Source organism: Bacillus sp. 22190 (genome assembly GCF_052045575.1).
GTDB classification, from domain to species: Bacteria; Bacillota; Bacilli; order Bacillales; family Bacillaceae; genus Bacillus; species Bacillus altitudinis.
In genome coordinates, this window is sequence record NZ_JBQEPF010000006.1 from 168,282 (window position 1) to 193,260 (window position 24,979).

The window sequence follows — 24,979 nt, forward strand, 5'->3', positions numbered from 1 at the left end:
TGGGCAATATAGCTGAAACAGAACAGCTTCCTTATGATAAAACTGTTCTGTTTCCATGTGAGCGTGCGTTATAAAATCGTTCTCGCAGGCTCTTGCCCAATCATTTGTTCAATTTGATTTTGTTTATTTAACACGACAACTTTAGGTGTGTGCGATTTCGCTTCTTCCTCTGACAACATCCCATAAGCGATAATAATGACTTCATCTCCTGGCTGAACCAATCTTGCTGCCGCACCATTTAAACAAATGACACCGCTCTTTCTTTCTCCAGGGATGATATATGTTTCAAGTCTAGCACCATTGTGATTATTGACAATTTGCACTTTCTCATTTGCCATCATGCCTGCCGCATCAAGCAAATCTTCGTCGATAGTAATACTGCCTACATAGTGTAAGTTTGCTTCAGTCACTGTCGCTTTATGAAGTTTCGAGGTCATAAAAGTTCTATACATGTTTTTCACCGCTTTCAGGAACATGGAAAATCACATTATCTATCAGTCTTGCCCGGGAGAACTTCACAGCAGTGGCAATGATCACTTGGCCCGTTAAGTGCTGAAGAGGTTCAAGCTCTGGGTAGGAGTAAATGTCAATATAATCGATTTCTCCACTCGTTTGAAGAATCTCCTCTTCCACTAATTGATAAATACGATTTACATCATGTTCACCATTTTCTACAGCTGTCTGTCCTTTTTTTAATGCCCGGTATAAAGCAGGTGCTTCTTGCCTTTCTGTTTCAGACAAATACACGTTCCTTGAGCTTTTCGCTAAACCGTCTTCTTCTCGAACAGTAGGAACAGACACAAGGTGAAGATCAAAAAAGAAATCCTTGATCATCGCATCGATAACAGCGACTTGCTGTGCATCCTTTAGACCAAAGTATACATTGGTTGGTGCGACAAGGTGAAACAGCTTTGTCAGCACCGTGACAACGCCGTCGAAGTGTCCTGGGCGTTTCTTCCCGCATAAGACGTCTGTACGCTTTTGAACAGTCATCGTAATCGATGGCTCATCTTTGTACATTTCCTTCACATCAGGTGTAAATAATATATCTACTCCCGTTTCTTCGGCAAGACGCTGGTCTCTTTTCATATCTCTTGGATAGGATTCAAAGTCTTCATTCGGTCCAAATTGCAATGGATTAACAAAGATGCTCATCACCACAATGTCATTTTGATCTCTTGCTTCTTTTGCAAGCGTAAGATGTCCTTCATGAAGGAAACCCATTGTAGGGACAAATCCAATGGAATGCTGCTTCTTTTGATGCTGCTTGATCATTTCTTTTAATTCATGAATATGGGAGACAACCTTCATTCCTTGATCCCCCCATATAAACCATCAAGGACTTCTTCTTTCATATGAAAGGTATGAGCATCCTCTGGGAATGTGCGTGCTTTTACTTCTTTTGTATATTGTATGAGCGCTTCTTCTAATACAGCATCGATTTGCGCGTATTGTTTCACAAATTTAGGTGTTCTAGACACGCCGTACCCTACCACATCATGGTAAACGAGAACTTGTCCATCTGCTTCAGCCCCTGCCCCAATTCCGATCACAGGAATCTTTAGCATGTCAGTAATCCGTTTTGTCAGTTCACCAGGTACACACTCTAACACAAGGGCGATGGCACCTGCTTCCTCACATTTCAGACTATCTTCAATCAATTTCTGTGCACTCTCTTTGTCTTTTCCTTGCACTTTATAGCCGCCAAGGACACCGACTGATTGAGGGGTGAGGCCTAAATGGCTTACAACAGGAATGCCGCCTCTTGTAAGTGCTTGAATGGATTCAAATACTCCGTCTCCACCTTCAAGCTTTAATGCATCAGCACCGCTTTCTTGCATAATGCGTGCTGCATTTTTCATCGTTTCTTCTAATGAATAATGATAAGACATAAATGGCATATCCGTCACAACAAATGTGTCTTTTGCGCCTCTTTTCACTGCTTTTGTGTGATGAATCATATCATCCATCGTCACTTGCACTGTGGAATCAAGTCCAAGGACAACCATCCCAAGTGAGTCACCAACTAAGATCATGTCGACTTCCGCTTTTTCCGCTTGCTTTGCAGCTGGATAGTCGTATGCTGTCAGCATCACGATAGGTTCGTTTTGTTCTTTCATTTTGAAAAAATCTAACTTTGTCTTCATTTGTTCCTCCTCATTCTGGAGAGGAGATGGCTTGTCTGATCTCACACGCTTTTATCTCTCATGTGCAGACGAATCATCCCTCTGTCCAAGTCCCTTAGGATCAAGGCAGAAATTTATCGAATTTTTCTTCCTAACAGGTACAGTTCTTTTTCAGATACTGCCCACACGAAGTATATCAAAAATGTGCCGGGTGTTCCACTTAAGTTGACTTGATCTCAATGTCAGCGGAGTAGATGTTTTGGATTCCGCCCTCCGTTTCGAGTAAGAGAACGCCTTCATCGTTAATCCCAAGCGCCGTTCCAGCATATTGTCCATTGACGGTGCGTGCGATGATACGTTTTCCAATGGTCATCGCATACGATTCCCATAATTGTTTGATCGGAGCAAAACCATAAGTCATATATTCATCATACCTTTTTTCAAAGGTGGACATGATGGTTTGAATCAATGCCGCTCTGTCTACCTTTTCACCCAGTTCCATTTGCAAACTCGTCGCAACATCCTTTAATTCTTCAGGAAAATCATTAGCCGTCTGATTCACGTTAATGCCTGGACCAATAATGACTGCGTGAACTTGGTCAGCTTCTGCTTTTAATTCAGTCAAAATACCAACGACCTTTTTTCCGTTTAGCAAAATATCGTTTGGCCATTTGATTGATGGACTGAGACCCGTTTGCTGCGCTATGGCTTCAGCGATCGCGACAGATGCTAAAAGCGTCATTTGCGGCGCTTTGTGCAGCGGTATTTCCGGCCGGAGAATCAAACTCATCCAAATGCCTGTCCCATTTGGTGAATGCCACGTTCTTTGAAGGCGGCCTTTTCCGTTTGTCTGATGATCACTGACAACAAGCGAGCCGTGCGGGGCTCCTTTATTGACGAAGTCATGGGCAATGAGCTGAGTTGAGGCGACTTCTTCTTGAAAGTAAATATGCCGGCCAAACAGCTCTGTTTCCAAACCAAACAGAATTTCGTCTTCACTAATTTTGTCCGGTTTACGAAGCAGCCGGTATCCTTTTCTTCTGACCGCTTCGACCTCATATCCCTCTTTTCGCAAATCCTCTATATGCTTCCATACCGCCGTTCGGGAGCAGCCAAGCTCATCACATATTTGCTGGCTTGAGACAAAATCTTGCTCAGATGCTGTAAATAGTTCAATTAATCGTTTTCTAATCGCTGATCGCACGCTATGAGCCACTCCTCTATGGCTTCTTTTCGGTTTTCAAGCTGGTTTTGCAAAACGGCTTTTTTCACAGAAGCAAGCTCTTCTGCAATCCATTTACCAGCTGGCTTTTGCCGAAAGGCCATCAAATCTTTTCCTGACACTGCAAGGTCTTGAAGCTGTTTAATCGGCAGCGCATCATATGAACGTTTCGCCGCCTCCAGCTCATCAAAGAAAATGCGACGCTCATGTTTGAGCTGCGTGATTTTCATACTAGAAAGCAGGACATGTTCACCAGCTTCAAACATTTTTTCCGCATCCCAGTCACAATCAACATATTTGCTAATAGCAACGGCTTCTTTTAAAAGTTTCGTTGATAACTTCCATTCTTTTAAAAAGGACACCGCCTCCGCCTCATCTAGACCAAGTAAATGGATAAAGGCTCCCCACACCTCATCTAACCCATCCAATAAATAATACGGGAAAGCTTGGAACGTTTCATTCAGCTGATCCTTTTTGAGGCCGGGCAATTCTTCATACAATTTGGTGGAGATGAGCACCTTGATGGCTTGCTCACAGTAGCGGCCTTTTAAAAGTTTTTCCATTTCGATTTTTTTGCGTTCAACAGAGATGTTGGCAAGCAGATGTTTATCTTTTTTCATTGCTTCTTCCGTCTCTTTAGAAAGCTCAAACCCGAGCTGGCTTAAAAACCGCACCGCTCTCATCATCCGAAGCGCGTCTTCTTGAAAGCGGCACGCAGGATCTCCAACCGTTTGAATTCGTCTTCGCTTAATATCCCGCTTGCCGCCTACATGGTCAATGATGTCACCATGAATATCCATGGCTACTGCATTGATCGTTAAATCTCTTCTTAAAAGATCTTCTTTTAGTGATGAAATAAACGCCACTTCTTTAGGCCGGCGAAAGTCTTCATATCCTGATTCAGTCCGAAACGTAGTGACCTCATAGCTGACCCCGTCAAGTAAAACAATAACAGTGCCATGCTCTTTGCCGACATCTACTGTTTTATCAAATAAAGACTCCACCACATCAGGTGTGGCATCTGTCGCAATATCGATATCCCCAACTTCCCTGCCTAAAAGGACATCTCTCACCGCACCGCCGACAAAATAAGCTTGATACCCATGTTCGTGCAGTGTATGTAAAATAGGGATCGCATGTGTGAATGGTTCATTCATCTTCAACATCACCTTCGATCAATTCTAAGTAAAGCTCTTCATACTCTCTCACAATTTTGTCAGAAGAGAAATTGGCTTCCACACTAGACTGGGCTGCCATCGATATTTGCTGATGGAGCGCATTGTCTTTCAGAATAGTGATGGCATGTTTTGCTGCTCCATCTACATCACCAAGCGGAACAAGGAATCCTGTCTCTCCATGTGCAATCACCTCTGGAATTCCTCCAACGTCTGTTCCTATACAAGGTACTCCGCATGCCATTGCTTCAAGTAGTACAAGACCAAAACTCTCTTTCTCAGAAAGCAGCAGCTTCAAATCACTAATCGAATAGAGCTCCTCCACTTTCTCTTGCTTTCCTAAAAATAACACGCGGTCCGTTAATCCAAGCTTTTTCACAAGCTCGCAAACAACCGATTTTTCAGGTCCGTCCCCAATCAGTAGCAGTTTTGCATTCACCTGTTCATAAATCTGTTTAAACACATGGATCACGTCATGCACCCGCTTCACTTTACGGAAATTTGATACATGGATGACGACCTTCTCATCCTGCAGAAGACCATAATGCGTCTTCAGCACTTCGTGATCTTCACGCAAATATACGCGCTCATCGACGAAATTATGGATCGTATCAATTTTTTTATTCGGTTTAATCAGATCGTATGTCTGCGCAGCTAATGAATGTGATACAGCCGTTACGCGGTCAGATGATTCGATCGCAAACCGGATGACTTCCTTTAAAGATGGGTCATAGCCTAAAACCGTAATATCCGTCCCGTGAAGCGTGGTGACGACTTTGACAGACTGTCCAGTCATTTGCTTAGCTAAGAACGCACAGACGGCGTGAGGGACCGCATAATGCGCATGAATAATATCAAGCTTCTCTCGTTTTGCCACTTCTGCGAGTTTACTTGCCAGTGCAAGGTCATAAGGCGGATATTGAAACACAGCATATTGATTGACATCCACCTCATGAAAATAAATATTCGGATACACTTTATTGAGTCTAAACGGAATACTTGAGGTAATGAAATGAACATCGTGCCCTTTTTCAGCTAAACGTTTTCCAAGCTCTGTGGCAATAATGCCCGAACCGCCAACACTCGGATAACAAGTGATTCCGATCTTCAATTTTTTCATAATTACCCCCCAAGTAAGTCATCGTCCATCAAAAGTGGCTTCTTTGTCAGAAACCCTTCTGCAAAAGGTTTATTGACTTCCCTTCCATACATCGACTCTCTCATTTTGACAAAATCAATATAACCATTTACAAGCGGTGTCTCCACTGAACTCTCTGTTTTGACAAATTGGCTTTTATACGCATGTAAGCTATCAATTTTTTGGTTCATCTCGTCTGAGATATCGATCACAAAATCTGGACGATGGTGGCCATTAATCATGTAATAATACATCTGGCTTATTTTATGCGCTGGCTGCTTGTATGAATCTTCAAATTTATGTATACCTGCAGAAAAAGCGGCCTCTTCTACAAGTGAACCCGCATGACCATGATCAGGATGTCGATCTTGGTGGTGCGGGGCAAAAATAAGTTTTGGTTTATATGTTCGGATGACACCTGCAATTTCTTTTATCGCTTCGTCATTCAGATAAAGTCCTCTATCTGGCAGCGTGAGCTGGATTCGAGTCGTGACGCCTAAAATGGCAGCGGCTGCTCTGGCCTCTTCTTTTCGGCTGTCAATCGTTCCATTTGAAGATAATTCAGCCTGAGTCAAGTCACAAATCCCAACACGTGCCCCTTTTTTTACGTATTTTGCAATCGTTCCACCCATACCGATCTCTACATCATCACTATGGGCACCGAATGCAAGGATATCAAGTGGTTTCATGCGTTCCTCCGTTTTTTGCTACATCTCGAAAATCAAACGTACCTTTATTTAAATTCCTGACTAAAATTTCGGCAGTCCCCATATTGGTTGCTAATGGGATGGCATACACATCGCAAAGCCGGATGAGTGCAGATACATCCGGTTCATGCGGCTGTGCAGTGAGAGGGTCTCTAAAAAAGAGCACAAGATCCATTGCATTATCAGCAATCATGGCACCAATCTGCTGATCCCCTCCAAGTGGTCCTGATTGGAAACGATGAACGGGAAGCCCAGTCGCTTCTTTCACTCTTAAACCTGTGGTTCCTGTTGCATAAAGTGTATGATCTGCCAAAAGATCTCGATACGCAATGGCGAATTGAATCATGTCACTTTTTTTCTTATCGTGAGCGATTAAAGCAATGTTCATCAGGGATCCACTCCTTATTAGTCGATAATATTTTCTAAGCCATAAACGAGTTGATCAATATGCATCACCTGTTCAACAGAAAGCTTCACACCTGACATAAAGGATGCACGGTTATAAGAATCATGACGGATCGTGAGCGTCTGTCCGTCCATTCCAAACAGCACTTCTTGATGTGCAATCATGCCTGGAAGTCTTACGCTGTGAAGGCGGATGCCATCATAATCTGCTCCTCGTGCACCTTCGATTAGTTCTTTTTCTTCAGGGTGCCCCTGCTTTTTGCTTTCTCTTACTTCTGCGATCATTTCAGCTGTTTTTAGTCCTGTACCGCTCGGAGCGTCCAATTTTTTATCATGATGAAGCTCAATGATTTCAACATCAGGAAAATAATTTGCTGCCATTTTGGCAAACTTCATCATTAAAACAGCACCAACAGCAAAGTTAGGCGCAATAATACAGCCTATCCCTTTTTCTTCTGTTAATTGCTGAAGTTCTTTTAGGTCGTCTTCTGAAAAACCTGTTGTGCCTACAACTGGACGTACGCCATGTTCAAGGGCTTTTTTTGTATGTACTTTCCCGATTTCTGGGGTCGTCAAATCAATTAATACATCCGGTGCTGTTTCTGAAAGACACACGTCAATATCCGTATAAATGGGCGCATCAGATGTTGTATGAAGCACATCAGATAGCTTTTTCCCCTCATGTGTGTGATCAAGTGCTGCTACCAGTTCAAAATGGCTTGTTTCTTCTGCAAGCTTGACAGCCTCTATCCCCATTCTTCCTCTTGCTCCAGCGATTACGACTTTGATGGTTTGATTCGTCATCTTCTCTACTTCCCTTCTTTTTTCGTCCAGCGATCTTTGTCTCTTGTATTGAATTTATGCATCACACGATCATGGGCTTCTTCAAGTGATATATTGAGTGAATTGGCAAGGCATGTTAACACAAACAGCACATCGCCAATTTCTTCTTCCATGCTTTTTTCTGTTTCAGTTGTTTTTTTCGGCTTTTCTCCATAGTAATGGTTAACCTCTCTTGCCAGCTCACCTAATTCTTCTGTCAGACGGGCCATCATGGCAAGCGGGCTGAAATAGCCTTCTTTAAATTGTCCTATGTAATCATCTACTTCTTGCTGCACGTGACGCAGCGTTTTTTCATTCGTCATGAAGCTCATCCTCCTATCCATCTCTTACATGTTAGCGAAATCATAAATATTTGACAAATGTTTAAAACTCAGTTTGCTTGTTTCTCTTCCATACCATATAATATTATCGCTGTCTAAGCAAAAAAAGGAGTGATCTTTTGCTAAAAGAAATTCGTCTTAAAAATATCGTATTTATTTTAATAGGATCTGCGATTTTTTCTTTCGGCCTTGTTCATTTTAATATGCAGAACAACTTGGCGGAAGGCGGATTTACAGGTATCACACTGCTTTTATATTTTCTATTTCACATTGATCCATCTATTTCAAACCTTGTGTTAAACATTCCGATCTTTTTTATCGGCTGGAAAATGCTTGGAAGAACCATGTTTACATATACAATTGTCGGAACCGTCAGTCTTTCTGTCTTTCTAGCCATCTTCCAGCGCTTTCAAATACATATGCCTCTTCAGCACGATTTAGCCTTAGCCGCACTTTTTGCAGGTGTGTTTATCGGAACAGGCCTCGGAATCATCTTTAAATTCGGCGGGACAACAGGCGGCGTTGACATTATTGCAAGATTGATCAACAAACATTATCAAGTCGCAATGGGAAGAACGATGTTTATCTTCGACGCGTGCGTCATTACCATCTCTCTCACCTATTTAAATTACAAAGAAGCCATGTATACACTTGTTGCCGTATTTGTTGCTGCAAAAGTCATCGACTTCATGCAAGAAGGCGCTTACGCTGCCAAAGGAGCGATGATTATTTCTGAAAAGGATGACATCATTCAAAAGAAAATCACAGAGGAAATGGAGCGTGGAGTGACCATTTTAAAGGGTGTCGGCTCCTATACGAAACAGGAACGCAACGTCCTTTACTGCGTCGTTCCAAAAAATGAGCTTGTCCACCTCAAGAGCGTCGTAACTTCCGTCGATCCTCATGCCTTTGTATCAGTGAGTGACGTGCATGACGTACTTGGTGAAGGCTTCACATTAGATGAACATAAAAAGCCGCTCAATCCCCATTAAAAAAGAAGCCCGATAACGGTGCTTCTTTTTTTATGACTTTGGATAATCGGCTTGTCTCTTTTGCTTTTTTTCTTTTTCAGCACGGTATTTCCTAAACCCAACATACGTTAAAGTGAGTAAAATCATACTTCCTGTTGTTAAAATGACCCATAAAAGCGATGGATCCGCTTCATCTTGATCAACGTTCGCAAACACACTTGATAAATCCTCTTCGAGTTTCGTGAGACGCTCAAGCTTTGTCCCACTCGATGCTTTTAAAAATTCACCTTGTTCAATTACTTCCATGTGCTGCTTAATCGTTTGCAGCTTTTCAGGCGAGATATCAATGGTTAAACTCGGATAAATCATATCATACAATGAAACCAGCTCATTCCAAGTTTCATAGAACGTCGTCGATTCTGGATCTTTTACTTCTTTCTTTAATGTCGGAAAAGACCCCATAATCGGCTTCTCGAGAGATCCCCAAAGAGGTTCTGAATTTGATTGTATCGCATCGAGAAGCATTCTAAACTGAGAGGCATACCGAAGTTTTTCGCGCTCATTTAAGTCTTCCTGCGGGAGTCCTTTAATGATATCTTGATAGCCAAGTGTAATTTGCCGAACCTGCGTATTCGTCAAAGTTCCGCGCCAATTCTCAGCTTTAAATGTCTTTTCAGCATACAATGCAACTTGTAATGCCTCATCATATTTAGCTTGTCTCGTTAATTGAAAGATTGAATCTGATAGTTCCGTTAATTCTTGCAGCGCTTTAGCAGCTGTTGTTTCCTCACCTTTTGCAGCAGCTGGATGCAAGACAAGAAATAATAATAGAATCATCGCGATTGACTTTCGTTTCATGCAAGTCCCTCCTAGCCTTTCTCCATACAGCGTATGAAGAAAAGGACAAGGTTAGACCAACATTGTTAAGGGAGTTCAAGCTTGACCGATTTTTTCGAGATGACAAGATAATACGAAACAAGAAGAACGGCAATACTTAACCAAAACGTCACGTAGCCGATCTCATTTGAATAGGCAGAAAGCATAGAATAACGCGGCATCATTCCAAATACATAATCAATCACATCATTATGTAAAATCCATATGCCTGCTACAACCAAATGACGCATTTGAAAACGATAATACGGCGCAAATAACACAGCCTGTACCGCCATCGCAAAGTGCGAACCAATTAGCATATATCCTTCCCAAGGAAAATCATCAACAGAAACGAGCACGAAAAGATTCATCCCTACAGCCCATAATCCATATTTGATCAAGGTGACAAGGGCCAGTGCTTCAAAATAAGGAGCATGGCGTTTCATTAGAAAGGCTAGTAATACAAATAAAAAGAAAAAGCTTGCCGTCGGACTGTCTGGAACAAAAGGTAAAAAGATAGCCGGCGTCTCAACGAGCTGCGGGATATACCAGTAGTAGCCGTACACAGTACCAAGAAAGTTGACAATGAGCACCAGCACAAGCATGTAGCGTGTGGCTAGCAAATATTGAATCCATCTCATATTTCTCTTCACTCACGATCTGTTAAAATCAGAAAAAAGCTGACAGCGCCAGCTTTTTTCTCCTTTTGAGTATATCCTTGTACTTGCATTTAAACAACTGAATTATTTAGATTTGACCTCAGATAAATATTTCGAGAGCTTTTCAAGTTCTTCATCGCTGCCTTTAAAAATGCCCTTAGGCATGTTGCCTTTACCTTCTACAGCGATTTTCGCAATTTCCTCTGGTGCTAAACCATTGTCAACAAGTGACGGTCCAGCTGCCCCGCCTTGCATATTATCTCCGTGACAGGAGATACATGTCTGCTCTTGATAGATTTTATACTCTTCAGCTGAGGTATCAATCTCTGCTTCTTTCTTGATTTCACCTTGCTTCGCAGCTGCTTCCCAGTCATGAGTAGCAACAGATTCCCATGTTAAATAGGTTGCTGCACCAACTGCAAGAATCATCATCCCAACTGCAATTGGTCTTCGATATGGCCTGCGTTCAGGACCAGAATCAAGAAATGGTGCGAGTAAAAGAGCACCAAACGCAATTCCAGGCATAATCATTGCGCCAACTACCGTATAGCTCCCTGCAGCAAACTCATATTTTAACAACTGGTACAAAAATAGGAAATACCAGTCTGGCAGCGGAATATAGCCCGTATCTGTCGGATCAGCCATCCGCTCAAGCGGAGGTGCATGAACAACAGTTAGGACAAGAAATCCAATTAAAAAAACAGCACCTACAAGCCATTCCTTTAAAAGAAAGTTCGGCCAAAAGGCTTCGGTTTTTCCCGGATATTCGGAATAGTCTTTAGGTATGTTAGGTTTTCTTTCTGCCGGTATTCTGGAATCTCCGACAAACTTCATCCCTTTTCCCCTATGCAAAGTCATCCCCTCCTCATTGAACATTCATCAAACGCAAAATTTTACAGCGGTCCAGAAATTCCTTGCTTACGAATCATAATAAAGTGGGCAGCCATCAGCCCAAATAATGCCGCTGGCAAGAAAAAGACATGGATAGCGAAAAATCTCGTCAGCGTTTGTGCACCTACAATGTCAGGATGACCTGCAAGCAACGTTTTAATCTCTTTCCCAATGAAAGGTGTCGCCTCTGCAATTTGAAGACCAACCTTCGTCGCAAATAGCGCCTTCATATCCCACGGTAAAAGATATCCTGTAAAACCAAGTCCAAGCATCACAAAGAAAATGAGCACACCGACAATCCAGTTTAGCTCTCTAGGCTTTTTATACGCCCCTTGGAAAAAGACCCTCAGCGTATGTAAAAACATCATAACAATGACTAGACTCGCACCCCAGTGGTGCATCCCTCTTACAATCTGTCCAAATGCCACTTCATTTTGCAAATAATAGACAGATTCCCATGCATTTTTAATATCCGGTACATAATACATCGTTAAAAACATGCCCGAAAGGACTTGAATGACCGTCACAAAAAACGTTAAACCGCCAAAACAATACACAAAAGCAGAGAAATGATGTGCTGGATTGACGTGCTCAGGCACTTCATGATCCGCAATGTCTCTCCATATCGGTGTGATGTCCAGCCGCTCATCTACCCAATCGTAAATCTTGTTAAGCATCGTTACCCTTCCCCTTTCGGCACAGCTTTTCCAAGATAGAGGTATCCGTCCTTCACTTGCTGCTTATAATGATCAAGCGGTGCAAGCGGTGGAGTTCCGGGTACGTTTGTACCATCCTTGTCGTACAGCCCATAATGGCAAGGGCAGAAAAATTTGTTTGGATTTTTCGGATCACTGTTCCAGTTCACTGTACATCCCAAATGTTTACAGATTGGCGATAAAGCGACAATTTCATCCCCTTCTTTGTACACCCATGCAGACCTAGATTCCTTTGACTCATACCATGCATCTACTTGATCAATTTTAAAGTCAAAGCGCTTCGGTTCTTTTGTCAGTTCATCTACACTGACAACTTGAACCATATCCTGATCCTCTGTTCCTTTTAGCACAGGGTCAAGCGCAAAGCGAACCATAGGCATGAGCATTCCAGCGGCCATAAATCCCCCCACGCCGGTCAACGTGTAATTCAAAAATTGACGCCTGGACACTCCATGTCTCTTCTCGCTCATTTTTTTCTCCCCCCCTCAGGTCGTCAGCTACTTTATAACTGAATTAGAAAAAATTTCATAAAACTAGGACACCCTCATAATATATCAATCTATTCACAAGGTCAACAGCCTAAAAAGCTATGTACAATGCAAATGTAAGGGTTTTTATGAAGGGTTCCATTTTTGTAACAAAAAGTTCAAAATTTGTTCTACACTGTCTTGAATGACTTTTTGCTTTAAATTGACCTTTAAATGCTCAAGCGGAACAGACTGCAATATAAATGCCGATTCGCTCACTTCTAGCTGTTCTTTCCATTTGTTATCAGATGTGATAAACACAACATGCTGAAAATGTTCTTGCAATGATTGTTTTACTGCAAGTATGTCTTCTTGCTTACGATGATTTACTTCTAAATATGTATGTGGAGGAAAAAGAAACACTCTGCCTTTCAGTTGCCTTTCAAGATCCTCTGCCACAAGCATTGTAAACTCACCTAAAGACACGGTTTGTTTGATATGGCTTGCATCTATCCCAACTAATGGAATGATAGCGGTATCAATGTAATCTTTAGATTGTAAAAAGAGATCCGCGTCCTCCGCCTGAAACTTCATCTAGTTCCCCTCTTTCATCACATAAGCCCTGCCTGTATAGGGCAAGGCTTATTGGCTTGGTTTATGATAATAGGCTTAATTCTTTTGCTAACTTATTAAATGTTTCTTGATCATGACGGTCAAGCGCTTCATCGATTTCTTTCATCAGCCGTTCTTTTTGGAAAGTAGCGATAGAATGCTCTAGCACTTTCTCAGCAAGATCTTTATCTTTTTCATTTTCATATAGATCTTTAGGAATATGAGGATTTGTTTCAAGTACAGCGGCATATTCCGGCGAACGATATGCAGATCGGAAATTCAATTGAATAAACAAATCTTGCTGTTTATTCAAACGAATATCATGAAATGATTTTTCTGCATCTGTCGTCATGATATTTTCTTTATAAAATCTAAAGGGAACTTCATCCACACAGTGTGTTGACATAATAATTCCCCTTGGGCAAAATTCTGCTTGCTCTACAAAATGAACCTTTTCCATCAAAGAGTCGTGACTCATTAAATAATTTAATATCCAAACACACTCTCTTCGCTTTAACTGATAATGGTTTAAGAACCACCGGATAAATTCCTTCTTTTCATTGACAGAAACAGGGGTCTGCATGTTATTCCCTCCTCTATCGTAAATTAAATTGCTATACATGAATTATTCAACAAACCAGTTCTTCATTCCTGCAAACTATAAGGAAATTTCGTCTTCAATTCTTAAAATCGTTTCTTCAATTTCTTCATTGGTGCCATCTTTCTGAAGAACTTTTCGTAATAACGGCAAGGCTTCTTTTTGTCTGCCTTCTTCTAAAAGGAACGAAGCATATTCATATAAAAAGTCACGTTCCTCATCAAAATCAGGCAGAGCAAGTTTGAAATACTCAGCGGCTTCATCGTATTCTTCTCGTCCGACAGAAGCAGAAGCAGCATACCAATTCCATTTTGGATCTTCTTCCCCAAAGCTTTTAACCTCTTTAATCACATCCAGAATTTCATCAAACAGCTCTTCATTTAAATAGATCGCAAGCAGCGTTTGAACCGCTTCAATATATCCTGGATCAAGAGCAAGTGCTTCTTGAAGCAATTTTTTCGCATCTTCCGAATGGCCATTTTTCAAATCAATCTTTGCCCCATATAAATATAACTCTTTGTTATACTCATCCACTTTAATTCCTTCTTTTACTATCTCTAAAGCTTCATGATATAGTCCTTCTTCCTCATAGCTTTTGGCTAAAGGCATATAAAGTGACGAATACGAAGGATCAATATCTTTTAGTTCAGAGAGCTGCTGAATAGCCGTTTTCGTTCTGCCAGCCCTCATCGCTGTAAATCCGTAGCCAAAAAGTGTATTTGGATCCACTTGATCCTTTACAGCCTTTTCATACCATTCAAGGGCATCTTCAAATTCTCCAGCTGTGCTTAATGATTCAGCGAGCCGCTGATATACATTGACACCGCCAATTTCATTTTGTTGATCGGCCACTTTGTAGAAATAGTCGGCTGCTTTCTTTGAAAGACCTTGAGAAAAATACAATTCCCCTAAAGCAAAATCAATGACGGCTTCATGAGGTAGTAACTCTTTCGCTTTTAAAAGCTTTTGTTCACTGACTTCAAATAGTCCTTGCATTTGATACAAATCTGCCATTAACAATAAACTCTCTGGAAACGCATCGTCATCTTCAGGAATCGTTTCAAGAACTGCTATTGCCTTCTCTTCTTCATCAGAGTCTATTAACAACTCTGCATAAAAACAGGTTAATCCTGTTTCTTCTGGATATAAATCATGTAAATCACTAATGAGATTCCGCGCTTTATCAATATCTCCCCAGTCATAATATAACTGAGCTGCCTGCGCTTTTTCTTCATCATGAAGATGCTTCTCTGCTTGAGCAAGTGTTTGGAGTCCCTTTTCAGTCTCACCCGCCTCAACTAATTTTATGGCTTCTTGTAATGAACTATTCAAATCAAACCGTTCCTTTCTGTTTCCAAAAACCTAAACTGTTGTTACTTCATATCATAATCGACAGCTGCATATCCAGCAAATATGTTGCTCTTTTAACATGAAGCCATTTTTGTGTTTTGAAGACTCTTTTTCAATCAATACTTTACTAAACTGACGATTTGTAAACCGAATACACTAAAAAATTGTTTTTGAATCAGCAAAATGCTCTTTTTCAAGGTTTCACCTTGAGACAAGCTATGCTATAGTTCTTTCAAATATGCAAAAGGAAAGAAAAAGCCTGAGGAAATCCTCAGACTGTTTGCGTTAAGTATTCAATGTGTTCAAAGAAATTTGGGTAAGATACACGTACTGCATCTGTATCTTCAATCTCGATTGCTTGCTCTGTTATACATGCCGCAATTCCTAACATCATACCAATTCGATGATCTCCGTAGCTTGAGACGACTGCGCCGCCTTTAAGGCTCGTTTTACCATGAATCTTCATTCCATCATCTGTTGCTTCAATATGAGCACCTAGTTTTTTAAGTTCTGAAACGACTGTATCAATACGATTGGTTTCTTTCACTTTTAATTCAGCGGCATCTTTAATGATCGTTGTTCCTTCTGCTTGAGTAGCTAGGAGCGCAATAATAGGAATTTCGTCGATCAGTCTAGAGATCATATCACCTGAAATGTCGATCCCTTTTAATGAAGAGGTAGAGATCGTTAAATCACCGTACGGTTCTCCGCCTTTAGCATCCACTTCTTGAATGTCGAGGTCTGCACCCATTTGTTTTAGCACATCTATAATACCAGTTCTCGTTTTGTTCAAACCGACATTTCTCAATACAATCCGGCTGTTTGGAACGATAGATCCAGCCACTAAGAAAAATGCAGCTGAAGAAATATCTCCAGGGACAAATACATCTGTTGCTTTTAACGTTTGTCCACCTTCAATTGAAACACTTTGTGCATCTTCATGTAGCGAGACACCAAACATTGATAACATTCTTTCGGTATGGTCTCTTGATTTATGCGGTTCAGTTAACGTCGTTGTTCCTTCTGCCTGCAGTCCAGCTAAAAGGACAGCCGATTTAATTTGCGCACTTGCAACCGGAGACTCATAAGAGATAGCTTTTAAATTGCCCCCACGTATAGAAAGCGGTGTATACTCGCCACTTGCTCTGCCATCTATCTTGGCTCCTAATTGTCTTAGCGGACCTGTTACCCGTTTCATCGGTCTTTTGGCAATACTTTCGTCTCCGATCAGCGTACTGTGGAACTCACAGCCAGCCAAGATTCCCATCATTAAACGAATAGTCGTGCCAGAGTTACCGACATCGAGAATATCACTCGGCTCTTTAAGTCCTTTTAGTCCCTTACCATGAATGACAACATCTGTACCTTTTTGTTCGATGTCGACACCCATTTTTCTAAAACAATCAATCGTGCTTAAACAATCAGCGCCAGGAAGAAAGTTTTTTACTACTGTAGTCCCGTCAGCAATAGCGCCAAACATCACAGATCTATGAGAAATGGATTTATCTCCTGGAATATGAATTTCTCCATTCATAGGAGCACTTTTATGAATTTTCATCTTCCTCACCTCAATCAGCATAAAATGTATCGTAATTTGCTCTATTTTTTATACAGAGTTCTGCCCGCTTTCGATCGTCATCTGTTTGAAAACTAATGCGTAAAATCCCGTTAATGTCTTCTCGCGTTTCAATAATACGGATATTTGTAATACTGATGTTTTCATTTGCTAGATATCCTGTAATTTCCGAAATAACACCAGGATGATCCGGCACATCGACATAAAGATCATAAAAAGCAGGGATAGCTCCTTTTTTCCTCAGAGGCAGGCCGTCGCGATATTCCTTGGCCTCTTGGAAATAAGAGAATAACCCCTCAGCATCTTCTTGTTGCACAAAGGATTCAATGCGGTCAATCTCTTTTTTCCATTCATGAAATCGGTCTAAAATCTTGTTTTTATTGTGCAAAAGGATATCGCGCCACATTGCAGGATTACTTGATGCAATACGGGTAATATCTCGAAAGCCTCCAGCAGCAAACCGTTTTACAAGAGGAAATTCTTCTTCAAAATGATGCGCTTGATGCACAAGACTGGCAGCGACGATATGTGGAAAGTGACTAATCACACTTGTCACAGCATCATGTTCTTCGGGTGTCATTTCAATGAAATGAGCATTGGTTCCCTTCAGCAGATCCTTCAAACGGTCAACAGCCTGACGACTTGTTACCTTTGCTGGCGTTAAAATGTAGAATGCATTTTCAAATAAAAAGTCTTTCGCTGCAATGACACCTGATTTATGAGACCCTGCCATCGGATGCCCGCCAATAAATTGGTAATGATCAGGCAACGTTTTTTCAGCAAAGTGAACGACCTTTTGCTTTGTGCTCCCTACATCCGTAATCGTGAGCTCTCTTTCAATTCCAGATGCTGCAATATCACTTAACATTTTGACGGTTTGTTGTACTGGCGTTGCCAAAATAATCGTTGCTGCTTCATTTAAGCCTTCCATAAAGGACTCGGCAGTCGCGTCGATGATCCCTAGTTTTGTTGCAGCAATCATTTGTTCTTTAGAGACATCATAGCCTACAATTTTTTTATGTGGAAATTCTTTTTTAATCGACAGTGCAATAGAACCACCAATTAAACCGAGCCCAGCGATTAATATGGTTTCGTTTGCTTCATTCATGTTCATCACCTGATTTTTCGCGAAAATTAAACAAGCTGTTTCTAGCTTATATGTATATTGGATGAGTTACAACGAAAGCCATATCCCATAAACAGGATATGACTTCATTGTTATGCTACGCACGAATGCCTTGTAATAAATCGGCAAGTGTAGTTAGGATTTCTTCATTTTGCTCCTTTGTTCCAACAGTAATACGTAAAGAAGTTGGGAATCCGAGAGCTTGACCAGATCGAACGATATAGCCCTTTTTCAAAAGTGCATTGAACAGCTCATCTGCATCTCTTTTAAAATCAATCAGCACAAAGTTTGTTTGAGATGGATAGATAAATAATCCAAAACGGTCTGCAAATTCTTGATATTGTTTAAGACCTGCTTCATTTTTTTGTCTGCACGATTGAATGAAGTCTTGATCTTTAATGGCTGCACGTGCAGCTGCCTGAGCGATACGACTTGTATTAAATGGCTCTCTCGCAGGTTCAATGGCGGTAATCAATTCCTCTGAAGCAACCCCATAACCTACTCGAAGTGCCGCAAGTCCATATGCTTTAGAGAATGTGCGCAATACAATGACATTTTGATAGGCTTTTAATAGAGATAAACTGTTCGGAAAGTCTTCTGCGCGGACATATTCAAAATATGCTTCATCTAGAACGACAAGCACATGAGCAGGCACTTGATCTAAGAACGATACTAGCTCAGATTCTGACAAATGATTTCCTGTCGGATTGTTCGGGTTACACACCCAAACGACTTTTGTGTTGTCATCCATCGCATCCAGCATTCCCTTTAGATCATGAGCTCCACCATTTAGAAGTGGTACTTCTCTAATCTCTGCATGCTCAATTACTGCATTGTGACGGTATTGCGGGAATGACGGAGATGGGATCACCGTATTTGTATGTTGATCAAGGAATGCCCTAGCAATAATTTGCACAAGTTCATCTGAGCCATTCCCGAATATTAATTGTTTTTCATTTACTTGAAGAAACTCAGCCAGTTCCGTTCTTAAACTTGCGCTGTATCCGTCTGGATAAATCGCTAAATGTTCAAGTTCAGCTTGTATAGCCTCTCTTGCATGTGTGGAACATCCAAAAGGGTTTTCATTTGAAGCCAATTTCACAATTTTGTCTAATTGATATTCTTTTTTGACCTCTTCAATTGGTTTCCCAGGTTGATACGGTTTTAGCTGTTTTAATTGATCTTTGATTTGCAAAATGTTTCACCTCATTTGAATGAATAGAGGGGACTAAATGTTTTTGCATATGTTTCAAATTCTCTTAAAGCCTCTTGGCGTGTATCACTTGCTACTAATTGTTCTTGAAGCTCTTCAATTTTTTTGACAAGCGCACTGCCGACAACGACACCATCACTCATTTTATTCATTGAGTCTACTTGTTCTCTTGTTGAAATACCAAAACCTACAGCAACTGGTATTTGACTCAACTGTTTCACTTGTTGAATAAAATCTGTAATCGATGCGTCGAAAGATTGTCTGACACCTGTGACGCCGAGAGATGAAACACAATACACAAAACCTTCTGCCTGCTCTACAATTTTTTCTAATCGTTCCTTGCTTGTTGGTGCAACGAGTGATATATATGAAATGTCGTGTGCTTGACAGTTCTTCTGTAGCTCGCTGCTCTCTTCAAAAGGCAAGTCGGGTGTTAAGAGTCCCGAAATATGATTTTTGCGCAGTAAAGCGAAAAAGTATTCTGTGTCTAATTGTAACACAGGATTATAATACGTAAATAGAATTACAGGAATTTTTACGCCGTTTTTTTTCATCTTTCCTGCTAATTCTATCGCTTTTACGATATTCATACCATGATGAAGTGCTCTTTTAGAAGCTCTTTGAATGACGGGGCCGTCCGCTAACGGATCGGAATACGGAACACCTAGTTCAATCGCATGTGCCCCTGCTGATTGAAGTGCGAGGGCTAAATCAATGGTGATCTCTTCTGATGGATCACCCGCTGTAATAAATGGAATAAATAATTTCTGACCTTGCTCTAATTGAAATGTGATCATTTTGTTTCACCCTCACTTTCAAGCACATTCATTAATGTATGCACGTCCTTATCTCCTCTGCCTGACAAGCAGACAAGAACAATGTCGTCTTCACTCATGTTCTGGCTCATCTCAAACGCTTTTGCTAAAGCATGTGCAGATTCGATCGCTGGCAGAATTCCTTCTTTTTCTGTGAGCAGCTTTAACGCATCTAGTGCTTCTTGATCTGTCGCACTCACATATTGAACCCGACCGCTCGCATGCAAATACGCATGCTCTGGCCCAATCCCCGGATAGTCTAATCCAGCTGAAATCGAATAAGGCTCAATAATTTGACCAAATTCGTCTTGGATCAAGTATGTCAAAGATCCATGTATGACACCTTTTGTCCCTTTCGTGATGGTTGCTGCATGAAGCGGAGTGTCGATTCCTTTCCCAGCAGCTTCTACACCAATGATATCGACCTCTTCATCTAAGAACGCCCGGTACATTCCTATCGCATTGCTTCCGCCGCCAACACAGGCAACGACTTTATGAGGAAGCTGCCCTTCCTTTTCAAGTATCTGTGCTTTTGCCTCATCTCCGATCATCCGCTGAAATTCACTGACGATTTGAGGATACGGATGAGGTCCAACGACTGAGCCAATCATATAAAAGTGGTCACTGCAATGCTGGACCCAATAGCGGATGGCTTCATTGGTTGCATCCTTTAATGTTCCGTTCCCGCTAGTAACAGGTATGACTTCAGCGCCGAGTAGTTTCATTCGGAACACATTGAGTGATTGTCTTTCCACATCTTCTTTTCCCATAAATACAGTGCAGGATAAACCGAATTTTGCGGCCACTGTTGCAGCAGCTACACCGTGCTGACCTGCTCCTGTTTCGGCGATAATATTTGATTTCCCCATTTTTTTCGCTAGCAGTGCCTGCCCAAGCGCATTGTTAATTTTATGAGCGCCTGTATGGTTTAAATCTTCTCTTTTTAAATAGATTTTAGCACCGCCGAGATATGCCGATAATTGATCAGCATATGTGAGTGCGGTTGGTCTGCCTGAATAGTTTTTCAAAAGCGATATATATTCCTTTTGAAAAGCAGGGTCTTCTTTTAATTCACGAAAAGCTTGTTCGATCTCTTCTAGTGGCTGCATGAGCGTTTCAGGAACGAATTTCCCTCCAAATTCTCCATATCTGCCAATCTCATTTGGATATGCGTACATGGTTCAACATCCTTTCTTCGAGCGCTTTCATCTTTGTACTGCTTTTCTTCCCGTTTTCTTCTATACCGCTTGAAAGGTCTATGACGTCTGGACCAAAAGCAAGCAGATCTATTATGGTGTCTGGCGTGATCCCGCCAGCAATGGCGCAAGTTTTTCCCAGTTGTTTTGCATGCTGAACATATGAAGGCACCGCCTCCCATGCAAAAGCTGTTCCAGAACCGCCTCTCATTCCTTTTACTTTCGCATCAATGAGAAAACCGTCGACACTTGGAGCGAATGCCGTCATATGTTCAAGTGTGTCGTTTACATCGGGCTCGTGATGGAACACTTTCCAAACGAGCGCCTTCGTATGCTGTTTAATGTCATTTGCAACTTCTGGCGTCTCATCGCCATGAAGCTGCACAATATCTAAGGGGAGGTTGTTTGTGATCTCGCACACTTTTGGTGTTTTTTCATTCACAAATACCCCCACTATCTCTTTTTTGCATTTTACTTGTGACAGCCAGTGTTTCACTTGATCTGGATCAACTCGTCTTTTACTCGGCGCAAAAATAAAACCGATGGCATCCGCTTGAGATTGCGAGATGCATGCGACATCCTCTTGTGAGACAGCACCGCAATATTTTAAGTAAGGCTTAATTTTCTTCATTCTCCGAACAATGCCTGAACGGCTTTCTCCTGTGATCGTTCCCTCATTAAAGATTCACCAACAAGAACGGCGTTTGCTCCGTGCTGTTTCACAAAGGTCAGATCATCAAATGTCTTTATGCCACTTTCACTTACTAGTAATACGTCTTTTGGAACAAGTGGCGCGATCTCTTTTGTTTGTTCAACAGTTGTTGTAAACGTATTGAGATTCCGGTTGTTCACACCGATGATCTCAGGAGTGAATAGGTGTAAAATCTTTTCTAGTGTATGTGCTGCATGTACTTCAACGAGGACATCCATTCCTTTTTCTTTCGCTTCTGTATAGAGCTCATACAGCTTTTGCGGCTCAAGCACCTCTCCAATTAATAAAATGGCATCTGCCCCTATCCGTTTCGATTCTTCTACTTGTATAGAGTCAATAATGAAATCTTTTCTTAAAATAGGACGTGTGATGTGTTCTTTAATAAGAGACAAATATTCGTTTTTCCCTTGGAAAAACGGTTCATCCGTTAAGACAGATAAACAATCTGCATTTGATGTTTCGTATGCTTTCGCTGTCTGTAAAGGATCAAAATGAGGCTGAATGATTCCTCTGGAAGGAGACGCTTTTTTCACCTCAGCAATCAGTCCTATCGAGCGGTGAGGATTTATAAGGGCTTCTTTAAATGATCGTCTTTCATAATGTCCTTCCTCAGGTAATTGCAAGGTTTGCACATGTTCTTTTTTACGGGCGATAATTTGATTAAGCATAGATCTCTTCCTCTTTCGTTTTTTGTTTTAGACGGGCTAATTGTTCTTTAGCTGATCCGTTTTTGATCGTTTCTAATGCTTTCATTGTCCCTGCCATCAGACTCTCTGCTTTTCCTGCCACATATAATGCGGCCCCAGCATTAAGCGCTGTAATATGAAGCGGTGCTCCACCCGCTTGATAATTCAATATATTCTGAATCAATTTGGCGCTTTCTTCTGGTGATTGGACCTGAATGTCTGATAAATGCCCTTTTTCAAGTCCGAAGTCTTCTGGGTTTAACGTATATTCTGTCATGACACCTTTTTTGAGTTCAATGATGTATGAATTTGCTGTAATGGTTAATTCATCCAGCCCATCATCTCCGCAAACAAACAGGACATGTTCTGGCTCTAAAGGAGCAAGAGCTTTCGCCATGAGCTTTGCCTTTTCCTTTGCATACACACCAATGATTTGCTTTTTGGCCTGCATCGGATGGCAAAGCGGTCCTAATAAGTTAAATACCGTCCGAAATCCGAGCTGCTTGCGTACGGCGGCTACTTGTTTCATAGAAGAATGATAGAGCGGTGCAAATAAAAAGCCCATGTTTTTCTGCTGTATTTGCCGTCTTGTTTCTTCAGGTGTGGATTGAATTTGAATACCAAGACATTCTAGCACGTCAGCACTCCCGCTTTTAGAGGAGACGGAACGATTTCCGTGCTTGGCGATTTTCGCCCCAGCAGCCGAAGCAACGATGGCAGCGGCTGTTGATATATTAAATGTTGATAAACCGTCGCCTCCTGTCCCGCACGTATCAACGACATCAAGTGACCTTTCCACTGGTGCTGCATGCTGCCTCATGGCTTTCACGAAGCCTGTCATTTCTTCGGCGGTTTCTCCTCGATGCGCTAAAATAGATAGACTAGCAGCGACTTCAGCATCTGTTAACGAGCCGCTCATCATATCATGCATCAGGCCATTCGCTTCTTCTTCTGATAGTTTTCCTCCATTAACAAGAGCTGATAGTCGTTGATTCATTTGGCACACTCTCCTTTTCTGAGAAAATATGTTCAGCAAGCTGAATGGCTTTTAGAAGTGCTCCTGCCTTATTACATGTCTCTTCCCATTCGTTTTCTGGAACGGAATCAGCGACAATGCCGGCACCTGCTTGTATTGAAGCAGTCTGATGTTTGACGCTCATTGTGCGAATGGTAATACAGGAATCGATATTGCCGTCGAAACCAATATAGGCAATACAGCCGCCATACGTCTCTCTTGGCTCAGGCTCCATTTCGTTTAATAATTGCATCGCCCTAATTTTTGGGGCGCCTGTCAATGTGCCTGCTGGAAAAGCGGACATAAGTGCATCTACTGGATGTGTATCCTGCTTCAGCTTCCCTGTCACAATAGAAATAATGTGCATGACGTGCGAAAAGTTCACGACTTTTGTAAAAGTTGGGACAGACACACTGCCATACTCTGCCACACGCCCCACATCATTTCGAGCCAGATCCACTAGCATGTAATGTTCTGCTTTTTCTTTTTCATCATCGAGCAACTCTCTTGCTAGTGCATCATCTTCTTCTTTTGTCATTCCTCGTTTTCTTGTACCAGCAATTGGATGGATTTCTAAGTGACCGTTTTTCGCATGGATTAATCGTTCTGGCGAGCTTCCCACTAAGTCTCGATCTTTTAATTTCATAAAATACATATACGGTGATGGATTGACGATCCGAAGCACACGATATAATTCAAATGAGCTCACTGTCACTGGAATGTCAAAACGCTGAGAAAGTACACCCTGGAAGATATCACCCGCTCGAATATACTCCTTGATTTTTTCGACATCCTTTAAAAATTTTGCTTTTTCATAGGTAGACGTCACCTGTTCAAACGAAGGGGGTTCATTCATATTCCCTGAGATAATCAGTTCTTTCATATCAATTTTTGTATGAAGCTGCTGTACCATCAGTTCAAGCTGCTTTTGATTTTCTCGATAAACCAGAATTTTTTCTTCGTCTGTTTCATGACCGTTCAGCTGCGTGTACTGAATAAAATGAACTTGGTTTGTTTCATGATCAAATGCGATCATTGTTTGGCAAACAAATAATGTGCAATTATCTGTTGTTGATGCATTCGGATGCGGCTTGACAGACGGCTCAATGTTGGGAATGAGGTCGTAACTTAAGTACCCTACGGCTCCGCCAGTAAATGGGATCTCAATTTCAGGTGTCTTGATTTGATATTGCTCTTTCATCCAGTCAAGCAACTCTTTCAGCTCCGCTTTTTGCATCACTGACTTTCCTGCAGCGTCACGAGCAATATAATGGTCTTGCTCGTCATGTAATGTTAAAAAAGGATGTAATCCGATAAAGGAATATCTCGACCAGCTAGAAGATTCGTCTTTGCTTTCTAGCAAATACACAATATCCTGTTTCAGTTTCTCAACAATTTGAATGGGTGAGAGCGTATCAACTGTAATGGTTTCAACAATCGGGATGGTTTTGTAAAACTGGCTGTCTCTTAAAAATTGGGTAAGGTTTGATTGGGATTTCATAAGCACACTCCTTAAATGGAATTAAGGAGAATGAGGGGACATCTTGAGGATTTGTTTGAGTAT

Annotated in this window: 28 protein-coding genes; 1 reads left to right on the forward strand and 27 read right to left on the reverse strand. The window is 41.5% G+C overall.

Going from position 1 to position 24,979, the window contains the following annotated elements; all coding sequences use genetic code 11:
* Nucleotides 1-68: 68 nt before the first annotated feature.
* From panD to ACTJKA_RS10755, 10 genes are all read right to left on the reverse strand, one after another.
* Nucleotides 69-452: an aspartate 1-decarboxylase gene (gene panD / locus ACTJKA_RS10710; RefSeq protein WP_017359738.1), complete on the reverse strand. Its 384-nt coding sequence runs from the start codon at nt 450-452 to the stop codon at nt 69-71.
* Entirely contained in the window at nt 445-1,311 is an 867-nt protein-coding gene (panC, locus tag ACTJKA_RS10715) for a pantoate--beta-alanine ligase (protein WP_039165690.1), read from the reverse strand. The genes panD and panC overlap by 8 nt, the downstream gene beginning before the upstream one ends.
* The gene (gene panB, locus ACTJKA_RS10720) at nt 1,308-2,147 is read right to left on the reverse strand and encodes a 3-methyl-2-oxobutanoate hydroxymethyltransferase (RefSeq protein WP_008344587.1); all 840 of its coding nucleotides are present in this window, start codon (nt 2,145-2,147) and stop codon (nt 1,308-1,310) included. Before panB ends, panC begins: the two co-directional genes overlap by 4 nt.
* Nucleotides 2,148-2,346: 199 nt before the next feature.
* Nucleotides 2,347-3,330 carry a bifunctional biotin--[acetyl-CoA-carboxylase] synthetase/biotin operon repressor gene (locus ACTJKA_RS10725; RefSeq protein WP_025207537.1) on the reverse strand — a complete coding sequence of 328 codons (984 nt, stop codon included), beginning with the start codon at nt 3,328-3,330 and terminating at the stop codon, nt 2,347-2,349.
* Nucleotides 3,303-4,505, reverse strand: coding sequence for a CCA tRNA nucleotidyltransferase (locus ACTJKA_RS10730; RefSeq protein WP_440607758.1), 1,203 nt, complete (start codon nt 4,503-4,505; stop codon nt 3,303-3,305). Before ACTJKA_RS10730 ends, ACTJKA_RS10725 begins: the two co-directional genes overlap by 28 nt.
* Nucleotides 4,498-5,643: an N-acetyl-alpha-D-glucosaminyl L-malate synthase BshA gene (gene bshA, locus ACTJKA_RS10735; protein ID WP_440607759.1), complete on the reverse strand. Its 1,146-nt coding sequence runs from the start codon at nt 5,641-5,643 to the stop codon at nt 4,498-4,500. The genes ACTJKA_RS10730 and bshA overlap by 8 nt, the downstream gene beginning before the upstream one ends.
* 2 nt (nt 5,644-5,645) lie before the next feature.
* Nucleotides 5,646-6,350: a bacillithiol biosynthesis deacetylase BshB1 gene (gene bshB1 / locus ACTJKA_RS10740; protein ID WP_017367496.1), complete on the reverse strand. Its 705-nt coding sequence runs from the start codon at nt 6,348-6,350 to the stop codon at nt 5,646-5,648.
* Entirely contained in the window at nt 6,337-6,756 is a 420-nt protein-coding gene (gene mgsA, locus ACTJKA_RS10745) for a methylglyoxal synthase (protein ID WP_008344580.1), read from the reverse strand. The genes bshB1 and mgsA overlap by 14 nt, the downstream gene beginning before the upstream one ends.
* A 17-nt stretch (nt 6,757-6,773) precedes the next feature.
* Nucleotides 6,774-7,577: a 4-hydroxy-tetrahydrodipicolinate reductase gene (dapB, locus tag ACTJKA_RS10750; RefSeq protein WP_017359745.1), complete on the reverse strand. Its 804-nt coding sequence runs from the start codon at nt 7,575-7,577 to the stop codon at nt 6,774-6,776.
* A 5-nt stretch (nt 7,578-7,582) separates the two neighbouring features.
* On the reverse strand, nt 7,583-7,918 hold the full coding sequence (locus ACTJKA_RS10755) for a nucleotide pyrophosphohydrolase (protein ID WP_008344575.1): 336 nt from the start codon (nt 7,916-7,918) through the stop codon (nt 7,583-7,585).
* 137 nt (nt 7,919-8,055) lie between these two features.
* On the opposite strand from ACTJKA_RS10755, the gene ACTJKA_RS10760 reads away from it, so the two are divergent.
* The gene (locus tag ACTJKA_RS10760) at nt 8,056-8,928 is read left to right on the forward strand and encodes a YitT family protein (protein ID WP_003215598.1); all 873 of its coding nucleotides are present in this window, start codon (nt 8,056-8,058) and stop codon (nt 8,926-8,928) included.
* 30 nt (nt 8,929-8,958) lie between these two features.
* Here ACTJKA_RS10760 and ypjB read toward each other — a convergent pair whose 3' ends face one another.
* The 17 genes from ypjB to trpE form a co-directional block, all read right to left on the reverse strand.
* Nucleotides 8,959-9,765: a sporulation protein YpjB gene (gene ypjB, locus ACTJKA_RS10765; RefSeq protein ID WP_008344572.1), complete on the reverse strand. Its 807-nt coding sequence runs from the start codon at nt 9,763-9,765 to the stop codon at nt 8,959-8,961.
* 65 nt (nt 9,766-9,830) lie between these two features.
* Complete coding sequence (locus ACTJKA_RS10770; RefSeq protein ID WP_017359746.1) at nt 9,831-10,424, reverse strand: DUF1405 domain-containing protein; 594 nt, start codon at nt 10,422-10,424, stop codon at nt 9,831-9,833.
* Nucleotides 10,425-10,526: 102 nt separating this feature from the next.
* Nucleotides 10,527-11,294 (reverse strand): menaquinol-cytochrome c reductase cytochrome b/c subunit, encoded by a 768-nt coding sequence (locus ACTJKA_RS10775; protein WP_008344567.1) that lies wholly within the window; start codon nt 11,292-11,294, stop codon nt 10,527-10,529.
* Between the two features lie 41 nt (nt 11,295-11,335).
* Nucleotides 11,336-12,010: a menaquinol-cytochrome c reductase cytochrome b subunit gene (gene qcrB / locus ACTJKA_RS10780; RefSeq protein ID WP_003215804.1), complete on the reverse strand. Its 675-nt coding sequence runs from the start codon at nt 12,008-12,010 to the stop codon at nt 11,336-11,338.
* Between the two features lie 2 nt (nt 12,011-12,012).
* The gene (locus ACTJKA_RS10785; protein WP_007500911.1) at nt 12,013-12,519 is read right to left on the reverse strand and encodes a ubiquinol-cytochrome c reductase iron-sulfur subunit; all 507 of its coding nucleotides are present in this window, start codon (nt 12,517-12,519) and stop codon (nt 12,013-12,015) included.
* A gap of 144 nt (nt 12,520-12,663) precedes the next feature.
* Nucleotides 12,664-13,110 (reverse strand): YpiF family protein, encoded by a 447-nt coding sequence (locus tag ACTJKA_RS10790; RefSeq protein WP_007500913.1) that lies wholly within the window; start codon nt 13,108-13,110, stop codon nt 12,664-12,666.
* 61 nt (nt 13,111-13,171) lie between these two features.
* Nucleotides 13,172-13,711, reverse strand: a complete 540-nt coding sequence (locus ACTJKA_RS10795) for a ReoY family proteolytic degradation factor (protein WP_008344562.1) — start codon at nt 13,709-13,711, stop codon at nt 13,172-13,174.
* Nucleotides 13,712-13,786: 75 nt separating this feature from the next.
* Nucleotides 13,787-15,058: a tetratricopeptide repeat protein gene (locus ACTJKA_RS10800; RefSeq protein WP_035391664.1), complete on the reverse strand. Its 1,272-nt coding sequence runs from the start codon at nt 15,056-15,058 to the stop codon at nt 13,787-13,789.
* A 289-nt stretch (nt 15,059-15,347) separates the two neighbouring features.
* Entirely contained in the window at nt 15,348-16,634 is a 1,287-nt protein-coding gene (aroA, locus tag ACTJKA_RS10805; protein WP_017359749.1) for a 3-phosphoshikimate 1-carboxyvinyltransferase, read from the reverse strand.
* 10 nt (nt 16,635-16,644) lie between these two features.
* Nucleotides 16,645-17,760: a prephenate dehydrogenase gene (locus ACTJKA_RS10810; protein ID WP_017359750.1), complete on the reverse strand. Its 1,116-nt coding sequence runs from the start codon at nt 17,758-17,760 to the stop codon at nt 16,645-16,647.
* A gap of 115 nt (nt 17,761-17,875) precedes the next feature.
* Nucleotides 17,876-18,973, reverse strand: a complete 1,098-nt coding sequence (gene hisC / locus ACTJKA_RS10815) for a histidinol-phosphate transaminase (protein ID WP_017359751.1) — start codon at nt 18,971-18,973, stop codon at nt 17,876-17,878.
* Nucleotides 18,974-18,984: 11 nt separating this feature from the next.
* Nucleotides 18,985-19,788: a tryptophan synthase subunit alpha gene (gene trpA / locus ACTJKA_RS10820; protein WP_007500934.1), complete on the reverse strand. Its 804-nt coding sequence runs from the start codon at nt 19,786-19,788 to the stop codon at nt 18,985-18,987.
* On the reverse strand, nt 19,785-20,984 hold the full coding sequence (gene trpB / locus ACTJKA_RS10825; RefSeq protein WP_007500937.1) for a tryptophan synthase subunit beta: 1,200 nt from the start codon (nt 20,982-20,984) through the stop codon (nt 19,785-19,787). Before trpB ends, trpA begins: the two co-directional genes overlap by 4 nt.
* Complete coding sequence (locus tag ACTJKA_RS10830; protein WP_017359753.1) at nt 20,965-21,633, reverse strand: phosphoribosylanthranilate isomerase; 669 nt, start codon at nt 21,631-21,633, stop codon at nt 20,965-20,967. Before ACTJKA_RS10830 ends, trpB begins: the two co-directional genes overlap by 20 nt.
* Nucleotides 21,630-22,382, reverse strand: a complete 753-nt coding sequence (gene trpC / locus ACTJKA_RS10835) for an indole-3-glycerol phosphate synthase TrpC (RefSeq protein WP_440607760.1) — start codon at nt 22,380-22,382, stop codon at nt 21,630-21,632. Before trpC ends, ACTJKA_RS10830 begins: the two co-directional genes overlap by 4 nt.
* Nucleotides 22,375-23,397 (reverse strand): anthranilate phosphoribosyltransferase, encoded by a 1,023-nt coding sequence (gene trpD, locus ACTJKA_RS10840; RefSeq protein WP_048003158.1) that lies wholly within the window; start codon nt 23,395-23,397, stop codon nt 22,375-22,377. The genes trpC and trpD overlap by 8 nt, the downstream gene beginning before the upstream one ends.
* Nucleotides 23,369-24,916 carry an anthranilate synthase component I gene (gene trpE, locus ACTJKA_RS10845; RefSeq protein ID WP_048003159.1) on the reverse strand — a complete coding sequence of 516 codons (1,548 nt, stop codon included), beginning with the start codon at nt 24,914-24,916 and terminating at the stop codon, nt 23,369-23,371. Before trpE ends, trpD begins: the two co-directional genes overlap by 29 nt.
* Nucleotides 24,917-24,979: the final 63 nt, after the last annotated feature.